At 64.1% G+C, this 24,069-nt stretch carries 27 protein-coding genes and 1 tRNA gene; 11 read left to right on the forward strand and 17 right to left on the reverse strand.

Translation table 11 applies throughout. From position 1 onward, the window contains the following. Positions 1-50: 50 nt before the first annotated feature. Complete coding sequence (locus L2Y96_RS03280; RefSeq protein ID WP_247332136.1) at positions 51-737, reverse strand: fumarylacetoacetate hydrolase family protein; 687 nt, start codon at positions 735-737, stop codon at positions 51-53. A gap of 118 nt (positions 738-855) precedes the next feature. On the opposite strand from L2Y96_RS03280, the gene L2Y96_RS03285 reads away from it, so the two are divergent. Genes L2Y96_RS03285 through L2Y96_RS03300 form a run of 4 tightly spaced genes read left to right on the forward strand, consistent with a single transcriptional unit; the run spans position 856 to position 5,323 of the window. Beyond that, positions 856-2,103, forward strand: coding sequence for an efflux RND transporter periplasmic adaptor subunit (locus tag L2Y96_RS03285; RefSeq protein WP_247332138.1), 1,248 nt, complete (start codon positions 856-858; stop codon positions 2,101-2,103). 22 nt (positions 2,104-2,125) lie between these two features. Then, positions 2,126-2,812: an ABC transporter ATP-binding protein gene (locus L2Y96_RS03290; RefSeq protein ID WP_247332140.1), complete on the forward strand. Its 687-nt coding sequence runs from the start codon at positions 2,126-2,128 to the stop codon at positions 2,810-2,812. Between the two features lie 12 nt (positions 2,813-2,824). Continuing rightward, a complete protein-coding gene (locus L2Y96_RS03295) occupies positions 2,825-3,991 on the forward strand; it encodes an ABC transporter permease (protein WP_247332142.1) in 1,167 nt (388 codons plus the stop codon). A 9-nt stretch (positions 3,992-4,000) separates the two neighbouring features. Then, positions 4,001-5,323, forward strand: a complete 1,323-nt coding sequence (locus L2Y96_RS03300) for an ABC transporter permease (protein WP_247332144.1) — start codon at positions 4,001-4,003, stop codon at positions 5,321-5,323. A 7-nt stretch (positions 5,324-5,330) separates the two neighbouring features. Here the strand turns inward: L2Y96_RS03300 and L2Y96_RS03305 are convergent, their stop codons facing one another. From L2Y96_RS03305 to L2Y96_RS03320, 4 genes are all read right to left on the reverse strand, one after another. Then, positions 5,331-5,588, reverse strand: coding sequence for a hypothetical protein (locus L2Y96_RS03305; RefSeq protein WP_247332145.1), 258 nt, complete (start codon positions 5,586-5,588; stop codon positions 5,331-5,333). A gap of 116 nt (positions 5,589-5,704) precedes the next feature. Continuing rightward, the gene (gene yedA, locus L2Y96_RS03310; RefSeq protein ID WP_247332147.1) at positions 5,705-6,613 is read right to left on the reverse strand and encodes a drug/metabolite exporter YedA; all 909 of its coding nucleotides are present in this window, start codon (positions 6,611-6,613) and stop codon (positions 5,705-5,707) included. Between the two features lie 96 nt (positions 6,614-6,709). Next, positions 6,710-7,588, reverse strand: coding sequence for a methylated-DNA--[protein]-cysteine S-methyltransferase (locus tag L2Y96_RS03315; protein ID WP_247332149.1), 879 nt, complete (start codon positions 7,586-7,588; stop codon positions 6,710-6,712). A 136-nt stretch (positions 7,589-7,724) separates the two neighbouring features. Next, complete coding sequence (locus L2Y96_RS03320; protein ID WP_247332160.1) at positions 7,725-8,024, reverse strand: hypothetical protein; 300 nt, start codon at positions 8,022-8,024, stop codon at positions 7,725-7,727. 80 nt (positions 8,025-8,104) lie between these two features. Between L2Y96_RS03320 and L2Y96_RS03325 the strand changes: the two genes are divergently transcribed. Continuing rightward, positions 8,105-8,446, forward strand: a complete 342-nt coding sequence (locus tag L2Y96_RS03325) for a Rieske (2Fe-2S) protein (protein ID WP_247332162.1) — start codon at positions 8,105-8,107, stop codon at positions 8,444-8,446. 107 nt (positions 8,447-8,553) lie between these two features. Here the strand turns inward: L2Y96_RS03325 and L2Y96_RS03330 are convergent, their stop codons facing one another. The 6 genes from L2Y96_RS03330 to L2Y96_RS03355 all read right to left on the reverse strand — a co-directional run bounded on the left by L2Y96_RS03330 (position 8,554) and on the right by L2Y96_RS03355 (position 14,990). After that, positions 8,554-10,371 carry an SLC13 family permease gene (locus L2Y96_RS03330; RefSeq protein ID WP_247336882.1) on the reverse strand — a complete coding sequence of 606 codons (1,818 nt, stop codon included), beginning with the start codon at positions 10,369-10,371 and terminating at the stop codon, positions 8,554-8,556. Between the two features lie 278 nt (positions 10,372-10,649). Further along, entirely contained in the window at positions 10,650-12,368 is a 1,719-nt protein-coding gene (gene poxB / locus L2Y96_RS03335; RefSeq protein WP_247336885.1) for a ubiquinone-dependent pyruvate dehydrogenase, read from the reverse strand. A 74-nt stretch (positions 12,369-12,442) separates the two neighbouring features. Continuing rightward, entirely contained in the window at positions 12,443-13,153 is a 711-nt protein-coding gene (trmB, locus tag L2Y96_RS03340) for a tRNA (guanosine(46)-N7)-methyltransferase TrmB (protein ID WP_247332163.1), read from the reverse strand. A 5-nt stretch (positions 13,154-13,158) separates the two neighbouring features. Then, positions 13,159-13,959, reverse strand: a complete 801-nt coding sequence (locus L2Y96_RS03345) for a thiazole synthase (RefSeq protein WP_247332173.1) — start codon at positions 13,957-13,959, stop codon at positions 13,159-13,161. Positions 13,960-13,986: 27 nt separating this feature from the next. After that, positions 13,987-14,187 (reverse strand): sulfur carrier protein ThiS, encoded by a 201-nt coding sequence (thiS, locus tag L2Y96_RS03350; RefSeq protein ID WP_247332183.1) that lies wholly within the window; start codon positions 14,185-14,187, stop codon positions 13,987-13,989. Positions 14,188-14,270: 83 nt separating this feature from the next. Then, a complete protein-coding gene (locus L2Y96_RS03355; protein WP_247332185.1) occupies positions 14,271-14,990 on the reverse strand; it encodes a hypothetical protein in 720 nt (239 codons plus the stop codon). 136 nt (positions 14,991-15,126) lie between these two features. On the opposite strand from L2Y96_RS03355, the gene L2Y96_RS03360 reads away from it, so the two are divergent. Together L2Y96_RS03360 and L2Y96_RS03365 are read left to right on the forward strand one after the other, a co-directional pair. After that, positions 15,127-15,200, forward strand: a tRNA-Gly gene (locus tag L2Y96_RS03360). A 103-nt stretch (positions 15,201-15,303) separates the two neighbouring features. Further along, on the forward strand, positions 15,304-15,471 hold the full coding sequence (locus L2Y96_RS03365) for a YhfG family protein (protein ID WP_247332186.1): 168 nt from the start codon (positions 15,304-15,306) through the stop codon (positions 15,469-15,471). A gap of 57 nt (positions 15,472-15,528) precedes the next feature. Here L2Y96_RS03365 and L2Y96_RS03370 read toward each other — a convergent pair whose 3' ends face one another. After that, complete coding sequence (locus L2Y96_RS03370) at positions 15,529-15,687, reverse strand: hypothetical protein (protein ID WP_247332188.1); 159 nt, start codon at positions 15,685-15,687, stop codon at positions 15,529-15,531. 406 nt (positions 15,688-16,093) lie between these two features. Between L2Y96_RS03370 and L2Y96_RS03375 the strand changes: the two genes are divergently transcribed. After that, on the forward strand, positions 16,094-16,690 hold the full coding sequence (locus L2Y96_RS03375) for a PIN domain-containing protein (protein ID WP_247332190.1): 597 nt from the start codon (positions 16,094-16,096) through the stop codon (positions 16,688-16,690). Between the two features lie 294 nt (positions 16,691-16,984). After that, positions 16,985-17,710: a hypothetical protein gene (locus tag L2Y96_RS03380; protein WP_247332191.1), complete on the forward strand. Its 726-nt coding sequence runs from the start codon at positions 16,985-16,987 to the stop codon at positions 17,708-17,710. Positions 17,711-17,818: 108 nt separating this feature from the next. On the opposite strand, the gene L2Y96_RS03385 is transcribed toward L2Y96_RS03380, so the two are convergent. Then, positions 17,819-18,151, reverse strand: coding sequence for a hypothetical protein (locus L2Y96_RS03385; protein ID WP_247332192.1), 333 nt, complete (start codon positions 18,149-18,151; stop codon positions 17,819-17,821). A gap of 146 nt (positions 18,152-18,297) precedes the next feature. Between L2Y96_RS03385 and L2Y96_RS03390 the strand changes: the two genes are divergently transcribed. Beyond that, positions 18,298-18,483, forward strand: a complete 186-nt coding sequence (locus L2Y96_RS03390; protein ID WP_247332201.1) for a hypothetical protein — start codon at positions 18,298-18,300, stop codon at positions 18,481-18,483. Between the two features lie 227 nt (positions 18,484-18,710). Here L2Y96_RS03390 and L2Y96_RS03395 read toward each other — a convergent pair whose 3' ends face one another. Together L2Y96_RS03395 and L2Y96_RS03400 are read right to left on the reverse strand one after the other, a co-directional pair. Then, positions 18,711-19,301, reverse strand: a complete 591-nt coding sequence (locus L2Y96_RS03395; protein WP_247332203.1) for a hypothetical protein — start codon at positions 19,299-19,301, stop codon at positions 18,711-18,713. A 136-nt stretch (positions 19,302-19,437) separates the two neighbouring features. Further along, positions 19,438-21,606 (reverse strand): TonB-dependent receptor, encoded by a 2,169-nt coding sequence (locus tag L2Y96_RS03400; protein ID WP_247332213.1) that lies wholly within the window; start codon positions 21,604-21,606, stop codon positions 19,438-19,440. A gap of 335 nt (positions 21,607-21,941) precedes the next feature. On the opposite strand from L2Y96_RS03400, the gene L2Y96_RS03405 reads away from it, so the two are divergent. Next, on the forward strand, positions 21,942-22,598 hold the full coding sequence (locus L2Y96_RS03405; protein ID WP_247332215.1) for a hypothetical protein: 657 nt from the start codon (positions 21,942-21,944) through the stop codon (positions 22,596-22,598). A gap of 8 nt (positions 22,599-22,606) precedes the next feature. Here the strand turns inward: L2Y96_RS03405 and L2Y96_RS03410 are convergent, their stop codons facing one another. Beyond that, on the reverse strand, positions 22,607-23,188 hold the full coding sequence (locus L2Y96_RS03410) for a hypothetical protein (protein ID WP_247332217.1): 582 nt from the start codon (positions 23,186-23,188) through the stop codon (positions 22,607-22,609). Between the two features lie 213 nt (positions 23,189-23,401). Then, positions 23,402-23,947, reverse strand: a complete 546-nt coding sequence (locus tag L2Y96_RS03415; protein WP_247332219.1) for a DUF922 domain-containing protein — start codon at positions 23,945-23,947, stop codon at positions 23,402-23,404. Between the last annotated feature and the right edge of the window lie 122 nt (positions 23,948-24,069).

Below are 24,069 nucleotides of genomic sequence, written 5' to 3' on the forward strand. Positions count from 1 at the left end.
TCGTGTCGAATCAACCAAGCTAACGATCCCGATGTAAGGATCGCGCGAATTCACGAAATGCGGCCTTCAAAGGCCACGATGCCTTCCAGCGTGGCGCGGAACGTATCACCGCGTTGCAAGGCTGATACACCCGCCGGCGTGCCGGTGAAGATGAGGTCGCCTGCTTTCAGCTCGAACAGGGTGGAGAGTGCCGCGAGGATCTCGCCCACGTCCAGCACCATATCGCCCAGGGTGGCGTGCTGGCGTACCTGACCGTTCACTTCCAGCGTGATCTGCGTCGCCGCGGTGGGGTGGGCTTCGCTGGCCGGCACCAGCGCGGAGACGGGGGCGGAATGATCGAAGGCCTTGGCGACATCCCAGGGCGCGCCCTTGGCCTTGGCCTGCGCCTGCAGGTCGCGACGGGTGAGGTCCAGGCCTACGGCATAGCCCCAGACGAGCTTGCTGGCGGCATCCGGCGTAAGGTTGGCACCACCGGCGCCCAGCGCCACGACCATCTCCACTTCGTGGTGCAGGTCGCTGGTGGCGGTCGGGTAGGGCACGTCCGCGCCGTCCGTCACCACGGCATCGGCCGGCTTGGTGAAGAACATGGGGTTCGCCTTGTCGACGCTGGCGCCCATCTCCTTCGCATGGTCCGCGTAATTGCGGCCGATGCAGAAGATGCGGCGGATGGGGAAACGACCGGACTGGCCGGTGACGGGGAGGCTCGGCTGTGCCGGCTGGGGGATGACGGTATTCATGGGCCCAAGCCTAGCAGGTGACACCTGTCACGGCAGATGACTGATGGGTCCAAATGGCGCACGGTCCGCCAGGTTCGCATGATGCTGCACGTAGACCGCCCAGGGGATGCGAGGGGACATGAATTCGAACACGGAACTGCTCCGGCAGCTGAAGATCGACAAGGCACATAAGGAGGCCCCAGGCGGCGGACCGCCGTGGGGGCGGATCGCTACCATCGGTGGCGTCATTGTCCTGCTGTTGGCCGTCGGCGTCGGGGCATGGGGGTTCTTCGCCCGCCGCCCGGTCGATGTGCAGGTGGCAACGGCCGTGGCGCCCAGCACCGCGGCCACGGCCGGGGCCGTGCTCCAGGCCACCGGGTATGTCACCGCGCGCCGCGAGGCCACCGTCTCGGCCCAGATCACCGGTGCATTGACCGAGGTGCTGATCGAGGAGGGCGACCGGGTGGCCAAGGGCCAGGTACTCGCGCGGCTCGATGACAATGCGCTGCGCGCCGGACTGGCTTCGGCGCAGGCGAGCGCACAGGCGGCCCACGCTACGGTGGCGCAGAACGAAGCCCAGCTCGACCAGGCGCTGCGTGACGCCACCCGCCAGGAAGCACTGGTGGGGCGTGGGCTGGTATCGAAGCAGATTGCCGAGCAGACCCGCACCCAGGCGAACACGTACCGGGCCCAGCTCAATACGGCACGTCGCCAGGCGCAGTCCGCGGATGCGCAGGTGGGTGTCGCGCAGGTCAATCTCGATTACACCGTGGTCCGCGCGCCCTTCGATGGTGTGATCACGGACAAGGCCGCGCAGGTGGGCGAGATTGTTTCGCCGCTCTCCGCTGGCGGTGGTTTCACCCGCACGGGCGTGGGCACGATCGTCGACATGGATTCGCTCGAGATCGACGTGGACGTCAACGAGGCCTACATCGGCCGCGTGCAGCCCGCGATGGCCGCGGAAGCCGTGCTCGATGCCTATCCTGACTGGCGCATTCCCGCACACGTGATCGCCATCGTCCCGGCAGCCGATCGCGGCAAGGCCACGGTGAAGGTGCGCGTGGCGCTTGAGCAGAAAGATGCGCGCATCGTGCCGGACATGGGCGTTCGCGTGTCCTTCCTGGAGCGGCGCGGTGAGGCGCACGCGGACGCGCCGAAGGGCGTCATGGTGCCGTCGAGCGCCATCGTGCAGCGCGATGGCCATGACGTCGCCTTCGTGGTTGCCGACGAAAAAGCGCGCCGCCATAGCGTCACGCTCGCACCGCCCGTGAACAACGACATGCGCCTCGTCACCGCAGGCATCAATGCCGGTGACACCGTGATTACCGCGCCCGCCGACACCGTCGTCGATGGCACCCCCGTCCATATCAACCCATCCACGCCCTGACCGGCCCAAGGAGAGCAACAGCATGGCTACCCTGATCGACATCCAGGATCTGTCCAAGGTGTATGAGCGCGGCCGGCAGAAGGTCGAAGTGCTGCACGGCGTGGATCTGAAAATCGAAGAAGGCGACTTCCTTGCCCTGATGGGGCCCTCGGGCTCCGGCAAGACGACCCTGCTCAACCTGATCGGCGGCCTCGATACGCCGACGGGCGGCAGCATCAGCGTGGCCGGCGAGCGTATCGATACGCTGGGTGCCGGGGCACTGGCTCGCTGGCGTGCCGCACACGTGGGCTTTGTGTTCCAGTTCTACAACCTCATGCCGATGCTCACCGCGCAGCGGAACGTGGAGCTGCCCCTGCTGCTCACCAAGCTATCGGGCAAGCAGCGTGCGCAGAACGCCGCGATCGCCTTGCAACTGGTCGGCCTGGCCGACCGTGCCACGCACAAGCCGTCGGAACTCTCGGGCGGCCAGCAGCAGCGCGTCGCCATTGCGCGGGCCATCGTCTCAGACCCCACCTTGCTGGTGTGCGACGAACCCACGGGTGACCTCGATCGCCAGTCCGCGGAAGACATCCTGGGCTTGCTGCGCGAGCTGAACCGCGAACATGGCAAGACCATCGTGATGGTGACCCATGACCCGAAGGCGGCCGACTACGCCAACCACACCCTGCATCTCGACAAGGGCAGCCTTGTCGAGCAGGCCACGGCGTAACGGAGCGGCGCGATGAAATACTTTCATCTCATATGGGCGGCGCTGTTCCGGCGCAAAGCGCGTACGTTCTTCACGCTGATATCGATCCTGGCGGCATTCCTGCTGTTCGGCATGCTGGATGCCACGCGCTCGGCATTCGATTCGGGCGATAGCGTGATTGGCGTCGATCGCCTGATTACCACATCGCGGTATTCCATCATCCAGTCGCTACCCGTCAGCCTTGGCGAGCAGATGAAGGCGATCCCGGGCGTGAAGGACGTGGGAGAGTCGAACTGGTTTGGCGGCATCTACCAGGACCCGAAGAACTTCGTGCTGAGCTTCGCTGTCAGCGATAACTACTTCGATATCTACCACGAGATCCAGCTCGCACCGGAGCAACGCAAGGCATACGAGAACACCCGTACCGGCGCGATCGTCGGTGAAGCCCTGGCCAAGCGTTTTGGCTGGAAAATCGGCGACAAGATCCCGCTGCAGTCCACCATCTTTCCGCAGCGCAATGGTGACAAGACGTGGCCCTTCGATATCGTGGGCATCTACACTGCTGCGCCGGGCGCTGCCAACGGTACCGATCAGCAGTTTTTTTTCCACCACAAGTATTTCGAGGACGCCAACGCGTTCCGCAGCATTGGTACGACGGTGGGTTGGTACAACGTGAGGCTGAACTCGGCCAACGATGCGGACCGCGTGGCCAAGGCGATCGATGCGCTCTCCGCCAACTCCGACCATGAGACCAAAACGCAGACCGAACAGGCGTTCAACGCCTCGTTCGCCAAGCAGATCGGCGATATCGGCCTGATCGTCACCGCCATCATGGGTGCCGTGTTCTTCACGCTGATCCTTCTTACCGGCAACACCATGGCGCAGGCGGTTCGCGAAAGGACCAACGAGCTTGCGGTGCTGAAGACGATCGGATTCTCCAGCCACAGCGTGCTCTACATGGTGCTCGCGGAGAGCGTGCTGCTCCTGGTCATCGGCGGCGTGCTCGGACTGGGCCTTGCCGGTGTGATCGTGCCGATCGTGGCCAAGGGGAGCGGCGGCATGCTCAACCTTCCGCCCGTGGGTACGCAGACCTGGCTGCTTGGTGCCGTGCTGATGCTGGTGATCGGTGCGATCGTCGGTGCATTGCCCGCCTTGCGTGCGATGCGCCTCAATATTGTCGATGCCCTTGCCGGGCGCTGAGGAACGGCCATGAAGACCTTCAAGAAGTTCCTCGGTGGTGTACTGCTGCTCGTGATCGTCGTGGCGTTCCTCGTCGCGTGGACGGCCATCCCGTGGCAGGGTGTCGTGCTGCTGGCGGTGGTCCTGGCCGTGTGGATGGTGGCGACGCGGCGCGGCCGGCAGACCTGGCAGGTGACGCGTGTCGGCTTGTCCACCGTCTCACAGCGCATCGGTTCATCGTCCGTCGTCGTCGTGGGCATCGCCGGCGTCGTGGGCGTGCTGGTGGCCATGCTGGCCATGAGCGAGGGCTTTGCCGAGACACTGCGTGCTTCGGGCAATGACCACACGGCGATCGTGTTGCGCGGCGGCTCGCAGGCTGAACTCAACTCGGTGCTCGATCGCGATAGCGCGAACGTGGTGGTGCAGGCGCCCGGCGTGAAGAAGGGGCCGCAGGGCCGTCCCATTGCCTCGGGTGAACTCGTGGTGGTGGCGAACCTGCCGCGCAAGGGCGATCCGAACAGCGATTCCAACGTGCCCATCCGCGGTGTGAGCGACGATGTGTGGGCCCTGCGCGAGAACGTGAAGATCATCGAAGGCCGCGCGTTCAAGCCGGGCCTGCGTGAACTCATCGTCGGCAAGGGCGCGAAGGGGCAGTTCGAAGGCCTGGATGTCGGCAAATCGTTGCGCCTGGCGGGACAGACCTGGACGATCGTCGGTGTGTTCGATTCGCACGATGCGCTCGACTCCGAACTGTGGGGTGATACGCAGAGCGTCGCATCGGCCTATCGGCGCGGAAGCACCGTCCAGTCGGTCACGGTGCTGCTGGATTCGCCACAGGCTTTCGACACGTTCAAGGCTAGCCTGGCCGCCGATCCGCGCCTGAAGGTCGACGTGAGCACCACGCAGGCCTACTTCAGCAAGCAGTCGGAGGCGCTCACCAAGACGCTGCGCATCGTCGGCATCACGGTAGGCATCATCATGGCGATCGGTGCCGTGTTTGGCGCGTTGAACACCATGTTCGCGGCGATCCAGGCGCGGGCACGTGAGATCGCGACGCTTCGGGCGATCGGTTTCCGCGGCGTGCCCGTGGTCGTCTCGGTGATGCTGGAAACCATGTTGCTCGCGCTACTCGGCGGGGTGATCGGCGCGGGCGTCGTGTGGCTCATCTTCCACAACTACACCGCGTCGACGCTCGGGGCCAATTTCAGCCAGGTGGTGTTCCAGTTCCAGGTGGGGCCCGCCTTGCTCTGGACCGGGCTGAAGTGGGCGCTCGCGATCGGTTTCATCGGCGGCCTGTTCCCCGCGCTGCGGGCAGCGCGGGTGCCGGTCACCACGGCGTTGCGCGAGCTCTGATGGCTGATCAGGGCGGTGCCGGAACGCCGGCATCGCCCGCGGGCGGTTCCTTGCAGCGATGCGCTTGCGTCAACCAGCTTCCGCCGCGGTCGACGCACGCGTCGTAGTCTGCGAAATCGGTCAGCGGCGCGTAGAACACCGCGTCGTCGTCGCGGAATGGCTGGCACGAAGCCAGCGCTGCGATGCCGAGGCAGAGCAGCGTGGCCAGGCGGGCGCCACAGCGGCGCCAGCATTGCGAACGAAGGGTATGCGTCAGGCCGTCCATGGGCTCTCCTGCGGGGTCAGCAGGAAAGCCTAGGTGCGGTCACTGGCTACGAACATAAGACGATTCTGAAAAAACGTCGCCAACCCCGTTATTGCGACACAGGTCACATCGCGGGGCTACGCCTTGCGCGTGCGCATCATCGTGATGATGCCCACGCCGACCAGGATGATCGCCATCCCGGCGAGATCGAACGGGCCGACATGTTCACCCGCCAGCGCCACACCAAACAGTACGGCGACGGGTGGGTTGACGTAGGCATAGCTCGTGGCGAGTGCCGGGCGCACGGTCTTCAGTACGTACAGGTAGGCGCTGAAGGCGATCAGTGAGCCGAACACCACGAGATAGAGCAGCGCGGCGGTGGAGGATGCCTGGGGGTGGGCCGGCAGGCGCTCGCCGTGAAGCAGCGCAAGGATGCCCAGGGAGACGCTGGCGCAAAGCATCTGTGCGGCGGTATTCATCGGGCCCTTCGGCATGTCCTGCCGCTTCGACCACACGGAGCCGAAGGCCCAGCATGATGCGGCCACGATGAGCGCGATCGCGCCCAGCGGCGAACCGGAAAGGCCCGCGCCGAGATTCAGCACGATAACGCCGATGAAACCCAGCACCAGGCCCGCCGATTCCGCGCGCGAGGGCCACTCGCCGTACATGCCACCGAACACCGCCGCGAACAACGGCATGCTGGCGACTGCCACGGCAGCGATACCCGAGCTCACCGACTGCTCGGCGTAGCAGACCAGCCCGTTACCACCGGCGAGCAGCAAGGTGCCCACGATAGCGGCGTTGCGCCACTGCCTTGCCGTGGGCAACGCCGCGCCGCGCAGGCGCAGCCAGCTAAACAGCAGCACGCCGGCGATCGCGAAGCGCAGGGCCGCCAGCAGGAACGGCGGATAGCTCACCAGTGCGTAGCGGATACCCAGGTAGGTGGAGCCCCAGATCACGTAAAGCGCGAACAGCGAGAGCGGCACGAGCCAGCGGGTATCGGCGCCATTCGTGGCGGGGGTAGCAGGACAGGCAGCGTCGGACATGGCAGGGCAGACCAGGGTGGGGGCGCCGCGGGGAGAGGGCGCCAGCGAGCAACGATATCGCCGTTGTGCGGGCGCCGGTAGCGAATCCTTCGCGGGTCAGCCTTGAACGGCGTTCACGGCGCGCTCGGTGGCCAGCAGCTGGCGCTTGATCTCCATGCCCCAACGCCAGCCGCCCAGGCTGCCGTCTTCGCGGATGATCCGATGGCACGGCACCAGCAGGGCGAGCTTGTTGCTGCCGCAGGCCCGGCCGATGGCCCGTGCGGCCTTGGGCACGCCCAGCGCGGCAGCGAGTTCGCCATAGCTCAGGGTTTCGCCGCGTGGGATGCGGGTGAGCGCCTCCCAGACACGCCACTGGAACGCCGTCGCCGCCACATCCAGCGGCGGCATGGCCGGCGCATCGCGATCACTCCAGCCCAGTTCATGCGCGACCCGGGCAATGACGGCATCGAGCCATTCCTCGCGGCCGGCATCGACGCGCTCACGGGAGGCGAGCGGGAATTCATCGGCCAGGCGCGCTTCCAGTTCGGCATCGTCGTGGCCCAGCGTCACCGAGCAGATACCACGGGCGGTGGTGGCGACGAGCATCTGGCCCAGGGGCGTGGGTGTCGTGGTGTAGCGGATGGCGGCACCTGCGCCACCGGCGCGATAGCTCGCCGGGGTCATGCCCAGGCGGCGGTCGCTTTCTTCGTACACGCGACTGCCCGAGCCGAAACCGGCGTCGTACACCGCATCGGTGACCGCCGCGCCGCTGCGCAGCGCTTCGCGCAATTGGCCAAAGCGGCGTGCGCGGGCGTATTCCGCCGGACTGACGCCGTAGCGGCGTCGGAAGACGCGTTGCAGGTGGGTGGGACTGAGGCCCGCGATCGCAGCCAGGCTCGCCAGATCGGCCGGCGCGTCGTCCTGTTCGAGGGCGAGGCGCACGCGTTCCAGGGCATCGTCGGTGCGGGTAGGCATGGTGAGGGCGAGACAGTTCATGGTGGCCTCCTTCATGGGAGACCAGCGTAAGGCGACCGCCCACCCCAAACCATCCGAACCTTGCGCCACCCCACACATGTAGGAGCCCACCCTGTGGGCGACGCCTTTCGCGAGGCGCAACAGCCCCTAAGGCAGCTCAGTGGTGATGAACCGGCCGCCCCTGCTGGATCACCGTGAACTCACCTTCGAGCACATTGGGATCCTGGGAACGGGCCTGGCCCTGGGCCTGCTGGGGCTCGGCGGTGCCATGGGCACGGGCGGTAGCGAGCTTCCACTGGCGCACGGCGAGGAACACCAGGCCGCCGGCGACCAGAACGCCGAGCACGACCACGCCGAAGACCAGCAGCACACCGAGCACAGCCAGGCCTGCCACGATGGACAGGGCACGGACCAGCGGGTTACGCGAGCGGCGGATGGGCGGGAAGACGAAGCGCATGGGTTAAAAATCCGTATGGCACAATGACATGCATCTGAGCCTCTTTACCTTGGGGCATCCGACCCTCATAGACAAGTGCCATGACGCCCACCACCGAAACCGCCCCCCTCTGCCAGCTCGATGAGATTCCCGATGGCCATGCCATCGAAGTGGAGGCCATGGTCGCCGGCGAGCCGGAATCGCTCCTGGTCTACCGGAATGGCGACGAGGTGAGTGCCTTTCTCAACGTGTGCCCCCATGCGGGCCGCCGGCTGGACTACGCCCCGGGCCGCTTCCTGGTCCGTAACGGCCTGATCATCTGCGCCGCCCACGGCGCCACCTTCACGGCCGGCGATGGCCACTGCCAGACCGGCCCCTGCAAGGGCGACCGCCTGCGCGCGGTGCCAGTAGCCGTCACCCACGGCACCGTCCACCTAACCTGAGAATCCTCGTAGGAGCCCACCCTGTGGGCGACGCCTTTCGCGATAACGCCACAGGGTCTTGGGGGTCTCTCGCGCAAAGATGTCGCCCACAGGGTGGGCTCCTACCGTTAGCGGTACATCAGGTTGATGGTGACCAGGGTCACGATCAGCATCACCACCGTCAGCGGGATGCCTGCGCGCAGGAAATCCTTCGCGCGGTAGCCACCGGGGCCGGCCACCATCATCAGGGCCGGGTGGCCGGACGAGAGCAGGAAGGTATTCGACGAGGACACGGCCACGATCAGCGCATAGGCCGAGGGGTTGCCGCCGGTGGTCACCGCCACGCTGATCGCGATCGGCACCATCATGACCGTGGCGCCCACGTTCGACATGACCTGCGAGAACAGCAGCGTGAGCACGGCGATCGACAACTGCAGGGTCCACTGCGGCGCATGGCCCAGCACCGCCAGCACTTCCTGCGCGATCCAGCTGGCCGTGCCCGTGGAGTCCATCGACCAGCCCAGCGGGATCAGGCAGGCGGTGACGAAGATGGTTTTCCAGTTGATGGCCTTGTAGGCCTCGTCCATGTTCAGCACGCCGGTGAGCAGCATGCCCACCGCGCCCGTCATCATGGCCACCGACAGATCCAGGTGGGTGAACAGGGCAAGGCACTTGGCCAGCACGAAGAAGCCGACGGCCTGCCAGATCTTGCCGGGGCGCTGTTCTTCCTTGGGGATATCGGTGACCACGACGATATCGCGGTCTTCCTCGGCCAGCATGAGGTCGCGCCACTTGCTGTGCAACACGAGGGTATCGCCCGCGCGCAGGGTCACCGCGCGCACATCCTCGCGGAACACCTCATCGCCGCGGTTCACCGCCAGCACCGAGATGCCGAAGCGCTTGCGCAGGCGCAGCTCGCCCACGCTCTGCTTGATGAAGCGCGAACTCGGCGGCACCACGGCCTCGGAAATACCGGCCCGGGTGGTGTTGAACTGCTCGCCCAGCTGGCGCATGCGCCACGACACCCGGCACAGCTGGTTGTTGGCGAACGCGTTGATCGCATCCTTCGGCGCCAGCACGCCCAGCACCGTGCCCACCCAGATCATCTGGTCGGAGGGCGGGGCCACGCGGCTCTCATTGCCGTTCTTGATCGCCAGGATGAGCGGCGCGCCATGCAGCTGTTCCACCTCGCCAATGCTCATGCCCACCAGCGGGCTCTCGGCGGTGACCGTGAGCTCGGCGGTTTCACCCGCGATGCCATACGTATCGGCGAAGTAGCTCTCGGTACGGCCCGGGGTCACCTTCAGGCGTTCGTCTTCGCGCTCGGGCAGGAGCTTCTTCGAGAACAGCCAGAAGAAGGCGATGCCGAGGAGGGCGAGGATCAGGCCGACCGGGGTGACGCTGAAAAGGCCGAACTTCGGGATGGTGTGGGCGCCTGGGGGCAGGTTGCTGTTGGCGCTGGCGATCAGGTCGTTGAGGACGATCAGCGGCGAGTTCGCGATGAGCGTGGTGTTGGTGGCCGTGAGGATGCAGAAGGCCATGGGCAGCAGCAGCCGCGACATGGGGACGCCGGTACGCGCGGAGAGGCGCGAGGTCACCGGGATCATCAGGGCCGCCAGGGCCTGGCTGGGGATCACCGCGCTGAACAGGCTGGTGACGCTGTTCACCACCACGCCCAGGCGCGATTCCATGCCACGCGCCATGCGCATGACGAAGGATGCCGTGAGGTTGAGCACGCCCGCGCGGTCGAGGCCCGCGCCCATGATCATGATGGCGATGATCGCGATGACGGCGTTACCGGCGAAGCCGTTGAACACCTGTTCGCCGGGGATCAGGCCGGTAAGGCCGATGGTGACCACCACCAGCAGGGCCACCATATCCGCCCGGATCCACTCCAGCACGAGCATGAGCATGGTGAAGCCCACCAGGCCCAGCACAAGGATCATTTCAGGCGTGAGTGTGAGTGCCACTAGCCGGCAGTCCCGTTCCGGTCGATGGGGGCATGCGGTGGCATTGGCGCGCCAGGCTGCTGTCGATGGCGGACGAGTATACGCGCTAGGGGTGGCTAGAGGCTGAAGCAAACCAGCATTTCTGCCCAGCAAGCTGCCCCCGTCACCGTAGGAGCCCACCCTGTGGGCGACATCTTTCGTGATAGCGCTACGGGCCTGTAGCTCTTTCGCGAACGGCGTCGCCCACAGGGTGGGCTCCTACGGGGGGCGGTGTGTTAGCGGCTGAGGTTGGAGATGGCCAGGTCCACGATGCTATCGCCGCGCCCGCTCATCACGGCCTTCAACGCATAGAGGCTGAAGCCCTTCACCTGCTCACCGCTGATCTTCGGCGGCATGGAAAGCTCGAGACGGTTGCTCACCACATCAAGCAAGGCAGGCCCCTCATGCGAGAGCACCTCGGCGATGGCCGCCGGCAGGTCCGAGGCCCTGGCGACCCGGCGCCCATGGATGCCCATGGCGTTCGCCATCGCGGCGAAATCCGGGTTCTGCAGTTCGACGCCGGTTTCGATGAAGCCGCCGGCTTTCATCTCCAGTTCCACGAAGCCCAGCGTTCCGTTATTCAGCACGATGATCTTTACCGGCAGCTTCTCCTGGGCCAGGGTGATGAAATCGCCCATGAGCATGGCGAAGCCGCCATCGCCCGACAGCGAAATCACCTGGCGCTTGGGGAAGGCGGCCTGGATGCCGATGGCCTGCGGCATGGCATTGGCCATGGAGCCGTGCACGAAGGAGCCGACGAGCCGACGCTTGCCATTCATCTTTAGGTAGCGGGCGGCCCAGATCGTCGGCGTGCCCACATCGCAGGTGAACACGGCATCTTCCTCAGCCAGCTCGCTCACCAGGTGGCTCACCTGCTGCGGATGGATGAGCTCATGGCCCGGCTTGATCTCGGCCAGCTCATCCAGGCCCTCGCGAGCACGGGCGTAGTGGGATAGGCAGCGGTCGAGGTGGCCACGCACGCGCTTGGGCTCGATGCGCGGTAGCAGGGCACGCAGCGTTTCGCCCACGTCGCCGACCACGCCCAGGTCCACGCGGCAGCGACGGCCGATGTTGCCCGGGCGGATATCGACCTGCGCGATCTTCGCCTCTTCCGGGTAGAACTGGCGGTAGGGGAAATCGGTGCCGAGCATCAGCAGCGTGTCGCAATCTTCCATCGCGTGGTAACCGGAGCTGAAACCGATCAGCCCCGTCATGCCCACGTCGAAGGGATTGTCGTACTCCACGTATTCCTTGCCGCCGAGCGCGTGGACGATCGGGGATTTCAGCGCATCGGCGAGAGCAATCAGTTCGCTATGCGCGCCGGCGGTGCCGCGGCCGCAGAGCAGGGTGATGCGCTTGCCCGCGTTGAGCAGCGCCGCCAATGCATCGAGCTCGCGCTCGCCGGGGATCACCTTGGGCGCGGGCGGCAGCAGGCCAGCTGCTGGCGTCACCTTCTTCGTCAGTGCCTTGCGCATGGCCACGTCACCCGGGATCACCACCACGGCCACGCCGCGCTGGCCCACCGCGGCACGGATCGCCGAATCGAGTACGTAGGGCATCTGCGCCGGGTCGGAGACCATTTCGCAGTACACGCTGCACTCGCGGAACAGTTCGACGGGATGCGTTTCCTGGAAGTAGCCGCTGCCGATTTCCGCGCTGGGGATGTGCGCGGCAATGGCCAGCACCGGTGTGCGGGTGCGCTGGCAGTCGAACAGGCCGTTGATCAGGTGCAGGTTGCCGGGGCCGCAGCTGCCCGCGCATACCGCAAGCTCGCCGGTGAGCTGGGCCTCGCCGCCAGCGGCGAACGCGGCGGCTTCTTCGTGGCGCATGTGCACCCAATCGATGCGGTTGCGCTCGCGCAGGGAATCCGTGATGGCGTTGAGGCTATCGCCAACCACGCCATAGATACGGCGAATGCCGGCCTCTTCCAGGGTTTCTGCGAACAGGTCGGCCAGGGTGGAAATGGACATGCGGGGCTCCGTGGGGACACGAAAGCCCAAGTGTGCCTATTCCGGGGTCTACGGCTTGTCTAACCGTGCCATTCGTAGAGGAAATCCCAGACACCATGGCCAAGACGCAGGCCGCGGCGTTCGAAATGGGTTTCGATGCGCCATGCCGGGCGCTCGGCGGTTTCGCCTGGACCCACGCGGTTACGCCAGCCCGGGGCGGCTTCCATCACTTCGCGCATGTGCTCGGCATAGGCCTCCCAATCGGTGGCCAGGTGGAGCAGGCCGCCCGGTGCCATACGCGAGGCCAGCAAGGCCACGAAGGCCGGCTGCACGATACGGCGCTTGTTGTGGCGCTTCTTGTGCCACGGGTCCGGGAACCAGATGCGCACCTCGGAAAGACTGCCCGGCGGGATCTCGTTTTCCAGCACTTCGACGGCATCGTGCTTGTAGATGCGCACGTTGCTGGCATCGCGTGCGGCCAACGCGTTCATCAGCCGGCCCACGCCCGGGCCATGCACTTCCACGCCGATGTAATCGCGGGCCAGGTCGTGCTCCGACGCCCAGGCCAGGGCCTCGCCGTTGCCGAAGCCGATCTCGAGCACGCGCGGTGCCTCGCGGCCGAAGGTGGCATTGAGGTCGCGGTTCGTGGCCGCGTAGTCCAGGCCGAAGCGCGCCCAGTGGTCATCGAAGGCGCGCTGCTGGGCCGGGGTCATGCGGCCCTCGCGCAGCACGAAGCTGCGGATGCGGCGCTGGAACGGGCCTTCGCCCGGGGTGTCGTCGTCGTGCGTCATGCGGTTTAACCTACCAATCCTTCCACGGGGCTCGAAGCCGAGGCAAAACGCTTGCGCGGGATACGGCCCGCGCGGAACGCGGCGCGCCCGGCTTCCACGGCCAGCTTCATCGCGTGCGCCATCAACACCGGATCCTTCGCACCGGCGATGGCGGTGTTCATGAGCACGCCATGGCAGCCCAGTTCCATCGCGATCGCGGCATCCGAGGCGGTGCCGACGCCGGCATCGACGATGACCGGCACCTTGGCGTTCTCGACGATCTCGAGCAGGTTGTAACGGTTCTGGATGCCCAGGCCCGAGCCAATCGGCGCGGCCAGCGGCATGATCGCGGCGCAGCCGATCTCTTCGAGGCGGCGGGCCAGGATCGGGTCATCGGAGGTGTAGACCATGACGTCGAAGCCATCGGCCACGAGCTTTTCTGCCGCGGTGAGCGTCTGCACCACATCCGGGTAGAGCGTGCGCTCATCGCCGAGCACTTCGAGCTTCACCAGGTTGTGGCCATCGAGCAGCTCGCGCGCCAGGCGGCAGGTGCGCACGGCGTCGTCGGCCGTGTAGCAGCCCGCGGTGTTCGGCAGCAGGGTGAATCGATCGGGCGGCAGCGCATCCAGCAGGTTCGGCTGGCTGGCATCCTGGCCGATGTTCACGCGGCGGATGGCGAGGGTGACGATCTGCGCGCCCGCGGCCTCGGTGGCGCGGCGGGTCTCGTCGAAATCCTTGTACTTGCCGGTGCCGGTCAGCAGGCGCGAATGGAACGTGCGGCCAGCGATAACGAGCGCATCATCACCAGCGGGGGAAAAGTGGTTCATGCGGGGTCTTCCGTCGAGGGGCGCGGCTTAGCCGCCACCGATGGCATGGACGATCTCCACCTTGTCGCCCTCGGCGAGCAGGTGGGTGGGGTGTGCGCTACGCGGCACGATCTCGAGGTTCACCTCCACCGCCACCCGCTTGCCGGCATAGCCAGCGGCGTCGAGCAGGGTGGTCACCGAGGTGCCGGGCGCGCAATCGCGCGCTTCGCCGTTAAGAGTGATCTGCATTCGCCCATTGTAGCCGGTGGGGGCGCTGGCGGGCCGGCCGGTCGGGCCTGTCGCGATCGCTTATCGGCGGGGGGCTTGGCGGCCTAGCGGCTGCGGGTTGGCACGCTGGCGCCGCGGGGGATCTGTGGCGGTGGGCCGGAGCCCGGCTGCTGGTAGAGCGGTACGCTGCTTTGGCCAGCGCCGGGGTTGTAGGCGCGCGGCGGGGGCTCGTTGATGCTCGGACGGGGGCCGTTGGGGTTGTTGAACCCGTTGTTCCAGCCGCCGTTGCCGCCGCCGTGATCGTGGTCGTGGCGGCCGTTGTTGTCCTGAACCGGGGCGACGTTGAAGCGGGTGTAGTCGCGGTTCGGGTTGGATTTGCCGCCCACGACCACCGTGTTGCCCGGATTGGGGCGGTTGTCGTGGCCCTGGCCGCCGTGGTCGTGATCGTGGTCGCCGTCGTGCCAGCCGCCGCCGGGGCGGTCGTGGCCGCGATCGGGGTAGCCGTTGCCGGGGTAGTTTCCACCCGGGTAGCCGCCGCCGTAGGGCGGGGCGCCGACGTAGTAGCCGCCATCGACATAGTCGCCGCCCTGGCTGCTCGACGACTCGTAGCTGCCGGTGTTCACCTGACCGCCGACATAGAGCCTCGCCGGCGTGGGCAGGGTGCCGGTGCTCACCGTCTCCTGGCGCTCCGGGGCCCCCGGCCCTGAGATGTAACTCACACCCGGCTTCGGCATGTTGGCCGTGGAAACCGTTCGCGACTGCGCCAGCGCCGAAACGGCACTGAGCGAAAGCACGACAGCTAGCGACAACGTGGCAAAGCGCATGGCGGCGGTCCTCGTAAGAATTCCCCGACACGATTATGCGCCGCAGCCCGACCGCCCGTGTGTAGCGGATCCGGCCCGTTCAGGCAGCCGCCACCTTTCCCCTGGCCGCCATGTCGTTTAACATCCGTGGCCTGACGCGGGTGTAGCTCAATGGTAGAGCTGTAGCTTCCCAAGCTACTGACGAGGGTTCGATTCCCTTCACCCGCTCCAGTCAGCAACCCGCCTTCATAGCTGCCAAGTAGTGCTGGGTCCGCGCGCAAATCATTGATATAGAGACGTAAAGGGCTGTGGCCCGAATGTCCGGAGCGCGCCGATGAAGTCACCTAGCCTCAAAGACAAAGCCTCCTACTACGCCAGGGTTCGCGAGACCAACTACGCGAACAGCCTTCGTCTGGAGGGCTTTTCCGTGCTGCCTAAAATGAGCGGGAAGAGTGCTCCTGCCGCGTTGACGTCGAAGAAGGCTGGCCGGAATCCGGTGTGACGAACGACAAGTACGGCGTCGCCGACGATTCGTATTGCTACCCAGGTACCAGCGTACTCATATCATGAGATCGGCTGGAGTAGTGTCGATCCGGACGAGTGGGGCGCGGCGAACGTTGCGGCTTACGAAGTCGACTGCACCTTGCTTGAAGGCATCTTCAATTCGATGCATCGGTGCCGCGATCCCAATGGAGTAATCGAGGATGTCGTTGTTCACGTCCTAGATACCGGTGTCATAGCGTTTGTCGATGATATAGCGGCTGGCGGACGTGAGTGGCGGTTCCAACTTGCTGCCAAATACAGACGGGAATAGTTTCGGCCGTCAGCCGAGCCCGTGGTTCTCGACCTGAATCAGCGCGCGTGGTATCAACCATCGTGGCGTCGGTTTTCGTAAGTGCCGGCGTGCCCTCGCGCTACGGCTTGGCCGTGCTGGGGATAGGCACGGCACAGTTCGCCGAAGCAGTGGCCGTGATCTTCAGGGGGTGTAGTTCGACATAGATGCCCAGCCTGCACGGTGTGCCGGGCGCTTGCTCAGTTCGAGGCTAAGGTCGGCGTGCCCATCTATCGTGCCTGCCGCTTTAACGGTCATTGCGGGTCGTCCAGAGAGCCAAGAGGAAGGCGTCATGATACGAACCAACTACGTTCTGGTGGATTATGAAAACGTCCAGCCGAAATCCCTCACTGCGCTCGTGGGCGACCATCCGTTCAAGGTGCTCCTATTTGTCGGGGCGAGTCAGGCGAAGGTGACGTTTGAGGTGGCTGAGTCCATGCAGGCACTCGGTGCCAATGCCAGCTACGTCAAAATTAGTGGCAATGGGTCGAATGCCCTGGATTTCCACGTGGCCTACTACATCGGTCGGATTTCTTGCGAGGACCCAACAGCGTTCTTCCACATCATCTCGAAGGACGCGGGCTTTGACCCTCTCATTGCCCACCTCAAATCAAAGAAGATTCTGGCGGCCCGCCACAAAGACGTCACTGACATCCCGCTGCTGAAGGCCGCAAATTCAAAGACCCTCGCTGAGAAGGTCGACGTCGTCCTGGCAAACCTGCGACAGCGGGGCGCTTCCCGTCCGCGCACGGTCAAGACCCTCTCCAGCACCATCGGGTCCCTGTTTCAGAAGCAGCTTGTGGAGGGGGACATCAAGGCGATTTTGGCCGAACTGGCAAAGGCTGGTCACGCGGCCATGGATGGAACCAAGGTGAGCTACACGCTTTAAAAGATTAAGCGGTCAATTCATGCCAGCATTCAACACCTATCGATATCGCTGCCATTTCCCCGCCTCTCTTTTCTGCATCTCCGTTGCCCTATTTAATCGCTGGTATGAGGCCGATAATATCGGTCTTCTGAATTCCTGCCACCCGGCGCTGGCGGTTGGCACGAGCCCAGCCGAACACGCAGAAGGGTGGGGCGTCAAAATCAACACTGTCCGGAGCCAAGTCCGGGCGCTCCTGGAGAAGTCGGGACACCAGAACCTGCGGGCACTCGTTACACATTCGAAAAATGGGAACGCATGAAGGACGCAAACCAGAAGACTGACGGCTCAGAGAGGCTGACCGGAGATTTCATCAGCGTTATCGAAGGATTCCGAGCATACAACCCGCTGGCGAACGCCATTCCTAGTGAGAGGCACACTGCCATCGCCATCTTCCTCTCCCTTGGCTTGATGGTGACCGGTGCGAGTCTTGTCGCAGCTTGCGGAATTGAAGCATCGATGACGGGCTACTCCGATTGGTTCTGGAGTGAGGCGGCCGATGTCATTGCAGACTGGACAATCGGTCTCTGTGCGGTGCCTTTTCTTGCCTATCCCATGCTCTTCGTTACTCGGTTCGGCAAGCGCGACGCAGACCGCGCCCGGCACATCGGAGGTGAGTACATTCACAGAAGTCGTCAGGTGGACGCACTGCTCACGGCTCCTCTTCCCATTCTTCGGTCTCTCGACCGGTTTTATGAACAGAGGTCTCCTGGTGTCCTCGGCTTCATGAGTTCATTGGTTGGAAGTGGCGTGACCACCCTGGCGACACTGGGTGCGGTTTCAGGCATTGCCAAGCTGTTGTGGGATGCGAGACCGGATGGTCGTCCAGCAGGGACATTGGCGGTCATTTTGGTTTCGATGGTGGCATTCCTTGCCCTCGTAGCGACGCTCAGTCGGCATTCTCTGAACCGGGCAGCCTACCGCCGGTCGGTGGTCGCTGAAGCTCTCGCAGTGAAGGAGGCTACGGCAGCGCCCGAGGGGTAACCATAAGCGACACTAGCCTTCTTTTGAGTGTCACGGATGCTGCCCCTCGGGTTGAATGGCGAGCCGTCGACAAATCGGCCGGGCACATTGCTGCCGGTCCTCAGTCACTCATATCGTCGCCCAGTTCATGAGGGCCTCCTCGCGGCTATCCATACGATCCAGAGGCGCTGTTACTGAAACATGCTGCGCGCCATAGAACTCCATGTTGATGTTCACCGTCCCAGGTTTCTCGATGACTTGGTAGGCGAAGATGCCAGGGTGACCACCATGCTTCTTATACATAGCAAAGTCTGAGAATGTCCGACGACGCACCGTGGCGACAGCGTGTGCAAAATCCGGGTCGACCATTTTGTTAAAGGGGATGAATAGGGGAACAGCAAACAGTTCCCCGGAAAGTTTCTGCCGTCCTCCGTGATGGTGGAAATAAAGCGCCCTTGCCATCTTCCTGAGAGATGTCGACAGGAGTTCCGTGTCGAGAGAAAACGTGCCTTCGAGTCAGCTTCGAGCGCTCATGAATTTACCCGATACAATCATCGGCAGCTTCCGCAACAGCGGTGCTTGTCTGGCATCTTATAAGGGGAACGGAGATGGCTGATTCTGTCGTGAGGCCCTACAAAGCGATCGTCTGGACATCGGAACCTGACGCTGTCGGAGTGCGTCGCGAAATTCTCGCAACAAGTCTCGACGACGCAAATGCTCAACTGGTCGCCGAGTTCGGCGAGGACTGCACGATGACGCTGTGGAACGAGGAGGACGCGGAGCGGCCGCGTTGAGGTCGTCGTGCCATGTCGGGCATGCTGACTTGTCAGCCGTTCTTATTGCTACGCGGCACGCGCGGCTTTCCCTCGTGCACATCTGGAGGCGGTGCCGTGGTTGGGCAACTGCGCCGCGATGCCGGGTATTGCTATCCAAGTACCAATGCGCTCATTGAACCTTCTCGATCTTCGCGACGAGTCGCCGCTTCACGACGCGGATTATCGTTGAAGAGAACGCGACGGCTTCAGCCCGTCTCGGTAACGAGCACGTCTCCCACGCAACGTGTGTCCTCGTCGGCGGTGTGGTGGCGGAGCGCCCAGAGTTGACGGGCTGCGCCGGTTCGCCCAGGCGGATAGGTGACCCGGAGGGCGCGGTGGTCGCCCAGTCGATAGAACTCCAAGGTGGTTGTTGACGTTCGCGGCGAAGTAGCGACGAAACCGGCATGTAGTAGGTCCGCCCGCATTCGCTCGGGCGCGACGCATTCGATGTCGCGAACGAAGATCTGCAGCGTGCTCTCGTGCCGGCCTGCCTGGCCCTTGCGGAGGGACGGCGTGTACGTGAGCTGCACGCTCGAAGGGCCTTTGTCGCCTTCCTGCCCTTCGATCCATGCGTGGTAATCGTCCGCGCTACCTCCCTTGCGGGTCATGGTTACGCCGAGCGCGCGTTCGACCGTGCCGGCCTCGATGGGCCCGGACGGTGAGCCGAGAAGGCGAAGCACGCCGTTCCAATCGGGATGCGGCGCTTTCGCCGGTGCGGAGGCCGCCAGCCCAATGGTCGGCATGAGCAGATAGGTAAGCGCCTGTAGCCCCCGTAACGCCATCCTGCGTTTTTCCATGGTTCTCTCGCGCTCCTATGCCAATTGATCAACCCCTCCGAAGGAAGAGGAAGTCCTCGATTCCGAGATTATTGCCGCATTAGGAATGCCTTCGCCGTCGCTCCGTGTCAAGTTCCGCGGCGAGCGAAGCGTCTGATCAGAAGCTCGCATGCAGATTGACGAATGCGCTGCGCGGTTCGCCGACGAAGCCGCCAGCGCCGTTGGCGGCGATGATGTAGCGGCGGTCGGTGACATTGTGCACATTGACGTCGATTCCCCAGCCGGGTTGGTCGAAGCCGACCAGCATGTTGACCACGGCGAACGACGGAATCGAATTGGCGTTGGTGATATCGCTATAGGTCTTGTCCTGGTAGTTCACGCCAGCGCCCACGCGAAACCCGGGCACGTCGGCGATGCGGAAGCTATAGGTGGTCCATAGGTTTGCCAACACGTCGGGTGCGCCTTGCGGGCGGTGGCCCACCGAAGCGATGCCCTGCGGGTTGTCGGTGATGTAGGCGTTCTGGTGCGTGACGTTGGCCAGCAGGTGCCATTGCTCCGTTACCGCCACGTCGGCGGACGCTTCCTCGCCCCGGGTTTTCTGGCTGTCGAACACGACCGCTTCCACGCCGTCGAGTGTGGTGGCCGTGGCGACATGATCCCGCTTCACATCAAACGTGGCCACGTTCAGCACCACGCGATCGTCGAGCCAGGCGAACTTGATGCCAGCTTCGTATTGCAGGGCGGATTCGGGTTCGCCCACACCGTTCTGCGTGTTCTCCGAATTGAAGTTGGTCAGGTGGCTGCGGGAGATGCCGACGTAGGGCGACATCCACGGAAGCAGCTTGTAAAGCGCGCCAATATTCCAGCTCACCGGCGCGTCGTGGCGGGCGTCTTCGACACCGGCAAGCAACGGGCGCGCATCCGTGCCGAAGCGGCCGGGCACGGTGATCAGCGGCGTGAGCGAGGTATGCCACCAGTCCTGGCGCACGCCTGCACGCACCTTCAGCGCATCGGTGACGTCGATCTGGTCGGTAGCGTACGCACTGTAATAGCGGGCACCGAGACGGTCGTCGTCGCACGAATGTTTGGCGTCACAGAGGAAATGCACCTGGTCGAGCGAGCTCTCGGGCGGCACCGGCGAGAACGCGTCGGGAATGTTGGGCAGGTCGGCCGTCTGCCGGTTCGACGAAAGCTTCTGCTGCTGGTATTCGAAACCGGTCAGCAAGGTGTGGTGCACCGAGCCCGTGTTGAAACGCCACACGGGCTCAAACTGGTAATCGATGCTGCGGTCTTTGTCGTCCTGCTCGCGAAGCTGTCGATTCACCACCTGGCCGTCGGTGACCTTGGTGCTCGAGCTGTCGCCGTTGACCACGGCATCGAGCGTTCGATGCAGGAACGAAAAACGGTTGTTGATCGTGAGAAGATCGCTCACGGTCCACTGGTCGGACAAAGTGGTGCGGAAGAAATCCGAATGAGCGTCTGCGAATGGCGACGAGTACTTCGCGTTGCGTGACACGTCGCGGATCGGCGTGCCGTTGAAGTAGATCAGGCCGTAGGAATCCGGTGACTCGTGGATATGGCGAAGGTCGAAGGCAAGATCGGTCACGTGGTTACCCCACTGCCAACGGAACGCGGGCCGCACCTCCCGACTGCGTCCGGAGAGCTTGCGAAAGCCATCGGTATGCGACGCGGTCGCGTCGATGCGGTAATCCAGCCCATTCACTCCGGTCGGGCCGGTGATGTAGGCGCTGCCATTGAGCGCGCCATACGTGCCTGCCTGCAGGCTGCCGCCGTAATGCAAAATGGATGATGGCGTGTAATGCACGACGTTGATCGTGCCTCCCGGCGGCCCGCTGCCGAACAAAGCGGAGCCCGGGCCTTCGAGAATCTCGATGCGTTCGACGCCATTGAGCGAATGAGAAAGGCCGCTCAACTGGTCGCCATCGGAAAAGCCGTCGCTGTAGACCTGCGCGTTCAGGCCGCGGATCAGAAAGTGATCGTAGTAACCCTTCGAATCCTGGCCACCGGAATTTACGCCGCTGGCATTCGATACCGCGTCGCGCAACATCGTCGCGCCCTGTTCGGAAAGCAGGGCGCGAGGAATCACCTGTACGCTGGCGGGAAGGTCTTCAAGCTTCGTATCGGTCTTGCCCAGCGAAGGCTTCTGATCCGGGCCATTCACGCGGTCGCTTTCGCTGACGGTCGACACACCGTGCACAGCCACGGGAGCGAGGTTCACGGTGTCTTGGGCGCTCGCGCCCGTACTGGCGAGCGCCACGAACAGGGCGAAAGAAATGGGGTTTCGCCTGATACGTTCTTGCGGCATTTGGCATTCCTTGAGTCGGCAGGAGGGCACGCGAAGCTGATGGAAATGCGAATGACTAGCATTCAGTCAGCGCGTGAGTCCCGCATCCGGAAAGCCGGGTTTAGTCCGTCCGATGAAGAATTGTTTAAGTGGCCGCCTCGCCGATGGAGCTGCCATCGGCGACGAAGGGTGGGTCCTCGGAGCGGAAGAACGTGACGGCGAGGCCATTTCCTTAGCGGTGCCAGGCAGAAAGGGCGCCCAAGGCCCGGTGTGACGAATGGCCCGTGTCGCCCGTGCCACTCAGGGGTAGCGTCAGCACACAAGCACGGAGGGGCCGTGCAGCCAAGGATCGACTCATGAAGCATCGTGCGCTCGTCGTACTGCTGGCGTTGCTGCCGGCGGCTCAGGTGTTGGCTAACGACGCACTCCTGGATGAGGCGCTGGCGCGCCCGGGGCAGCCGAAGGGCGCCGTCAGCGGGTTTATCGTCAATACGAACACGCTTACCGGCGGCTCTGAGCCCGAGGTCGAGCACGAGACGATCGACCTTTCGAAGAAGCCTGACGAAGGTTATGGCTCATACGATCAATTGAAGGACGTGATCGGCACGAAGGCTGAGCGCGTGGCCACGACCGATGGCCGCATGCTTTACAAGTTCAGGACGCATCGCGTGCCTAGCGGTAAATCGACGCCCAAGGGCGTGAAGATCGACGATAGCGACGACTTCGATTTTGATGGCACGGCCGAGGTGCTTCGCGACGCGCAGCAACGCCCCTATGTTGGTCAGATCAAGCTGCACATGCGCCATGCGAGCGGGCCGCTGATCGGTCGTCTGAAGACAATGGATCTGGCCTTCGGTTACGCGCCTTCCACGGACGGCGCCGTCATGCATGCGGTTAACATTTGGGCCGACGTGACGGTTCGCGCGTTGTTCTTCATCCATAGGGAATTCACCCTGGATTCGCGCTGGTCGCCGACGAATACCGCGATAGCGGAAGCTTCCGCCAAAGAGTAATGCGCCGTTTAGTGTCCTGGCCGATTGGCCGGAACGACCCGTCCGGAGGCATCGATCCTCAGTGCCCGGGTAGGCGGTGCAACGCGCGGTTGGAGACGGACGTCAGCGGCCACTGAGACCACGCACCGGCCGCTTCGGCTGATAGCCAGGTATTTGCCGTTGTAGCTGGCGATCCATCCTTGATCGCTGCCGATCGGTGTCCACGGGATGCCGTGGTCGCGAGCGAGGTCATCGTGAAGTTTGCCAGCATCCATGCACTGGCTTGCCGCGATGGTGGCAAACACTCGCACGACATCGGGCGCCTTGGCGTTCTCCCAATCCGAGACAAGGTGAACGGTGAGAACGTAGCCATCGCGGGTCCGATAGCTAAATGGGACGCGTTGCCAGCCGGACCGGTCCGACCACGTTGCTTCGCTATGGGAGTGAAAGAACGCGTCCGAGGCCGCCGAGCTCGCTGGAATAAGCGCGACTGCACCGACCATGAACTCGGAAAGCGACATCGGCTGTAGTGCGTCTTTACCGGAAGCACGCATAGGCGCTAGTGCCGCTGCGGCAACGGCTAGCAAAAAGCCAACGAAGCGCATGTTCACGATGTCGTCCGCCGGCTCGCGGTCATCGCGTGATCAGCCCGTGCTTGTGGGCAGGTCGCACCAGGCTTCCTCTATATCCTTGTAGCGCGGATTGCGTGCATCGCATACCTGGGTCCTTGTGGTCGTTGCGAATCGAGAGCCCCCATGCTGCCATGACAGCGACGGCCGTGCGCGAAAGCGTTCATGACGGCCGTCACCCTCCGCTTGAGTCCTTCACCAGGAGATGGCTACCCCTTCCGTCGATCCGTGACCTGTCCGGTCATCAAGATCTTTGTTCGCCTTCGCGCTTCTTGCGCTGATGGTGGCCCATTCGTGTTGAATATAGGCATCGAGTTTCGCGCAGGTTTCGTCGCTCGGATGATTCCTCATCACTGTCACTAACTCGGCGCCTGCGTTTCGCGCGAAGGTCGCATGTTCGCCCTCATGTCGCCTCATCGCTTGGTAGAACGGAGTCCACTTCGCCACGGCGGAAGCGCGCGCATGCACGGGCTGGTCCCACGACGGATAGACCGTGTTGATCGATACGTGTACCCAGGGTTTGACTAGCACGCACACGCCACCCTCCATCCGCGTGTCGTAACCGAATCCCTGGTTGGCGAACGTGTACCCCCAATAGTTACCGGTGGTATCAGCGGGCCCCTTGTCTTTCATCTCCTGCACAAGACCAGGTTCGTCGACGGCGCGGATCACATAGAAACTCTCGCGCTCCACGATGACGGGATCGGGGATGGGTACGACGGGTGGGGCGAAAAACATCATGCGGCGTCCTTCCTGGGTGGTTGTGCCATGAGGCAGCAAGGGCCGTGCCACGCGCGTTGGCGCCGACATCCGTGCGTGTAGTGGTGTCCGCGGACGAACGGGACCCGTCGGCGGACGGGTTC

The organism is Luteibacter aegosomaticola (assembly GCF_023078475.1).
GTDB lineage: Bacteria > Pseudomonadota > Gammaproteobacteria > Xanthomonadales > Rhodanobacteraceae > Luteibacter > Luteibacter aegosomaticola.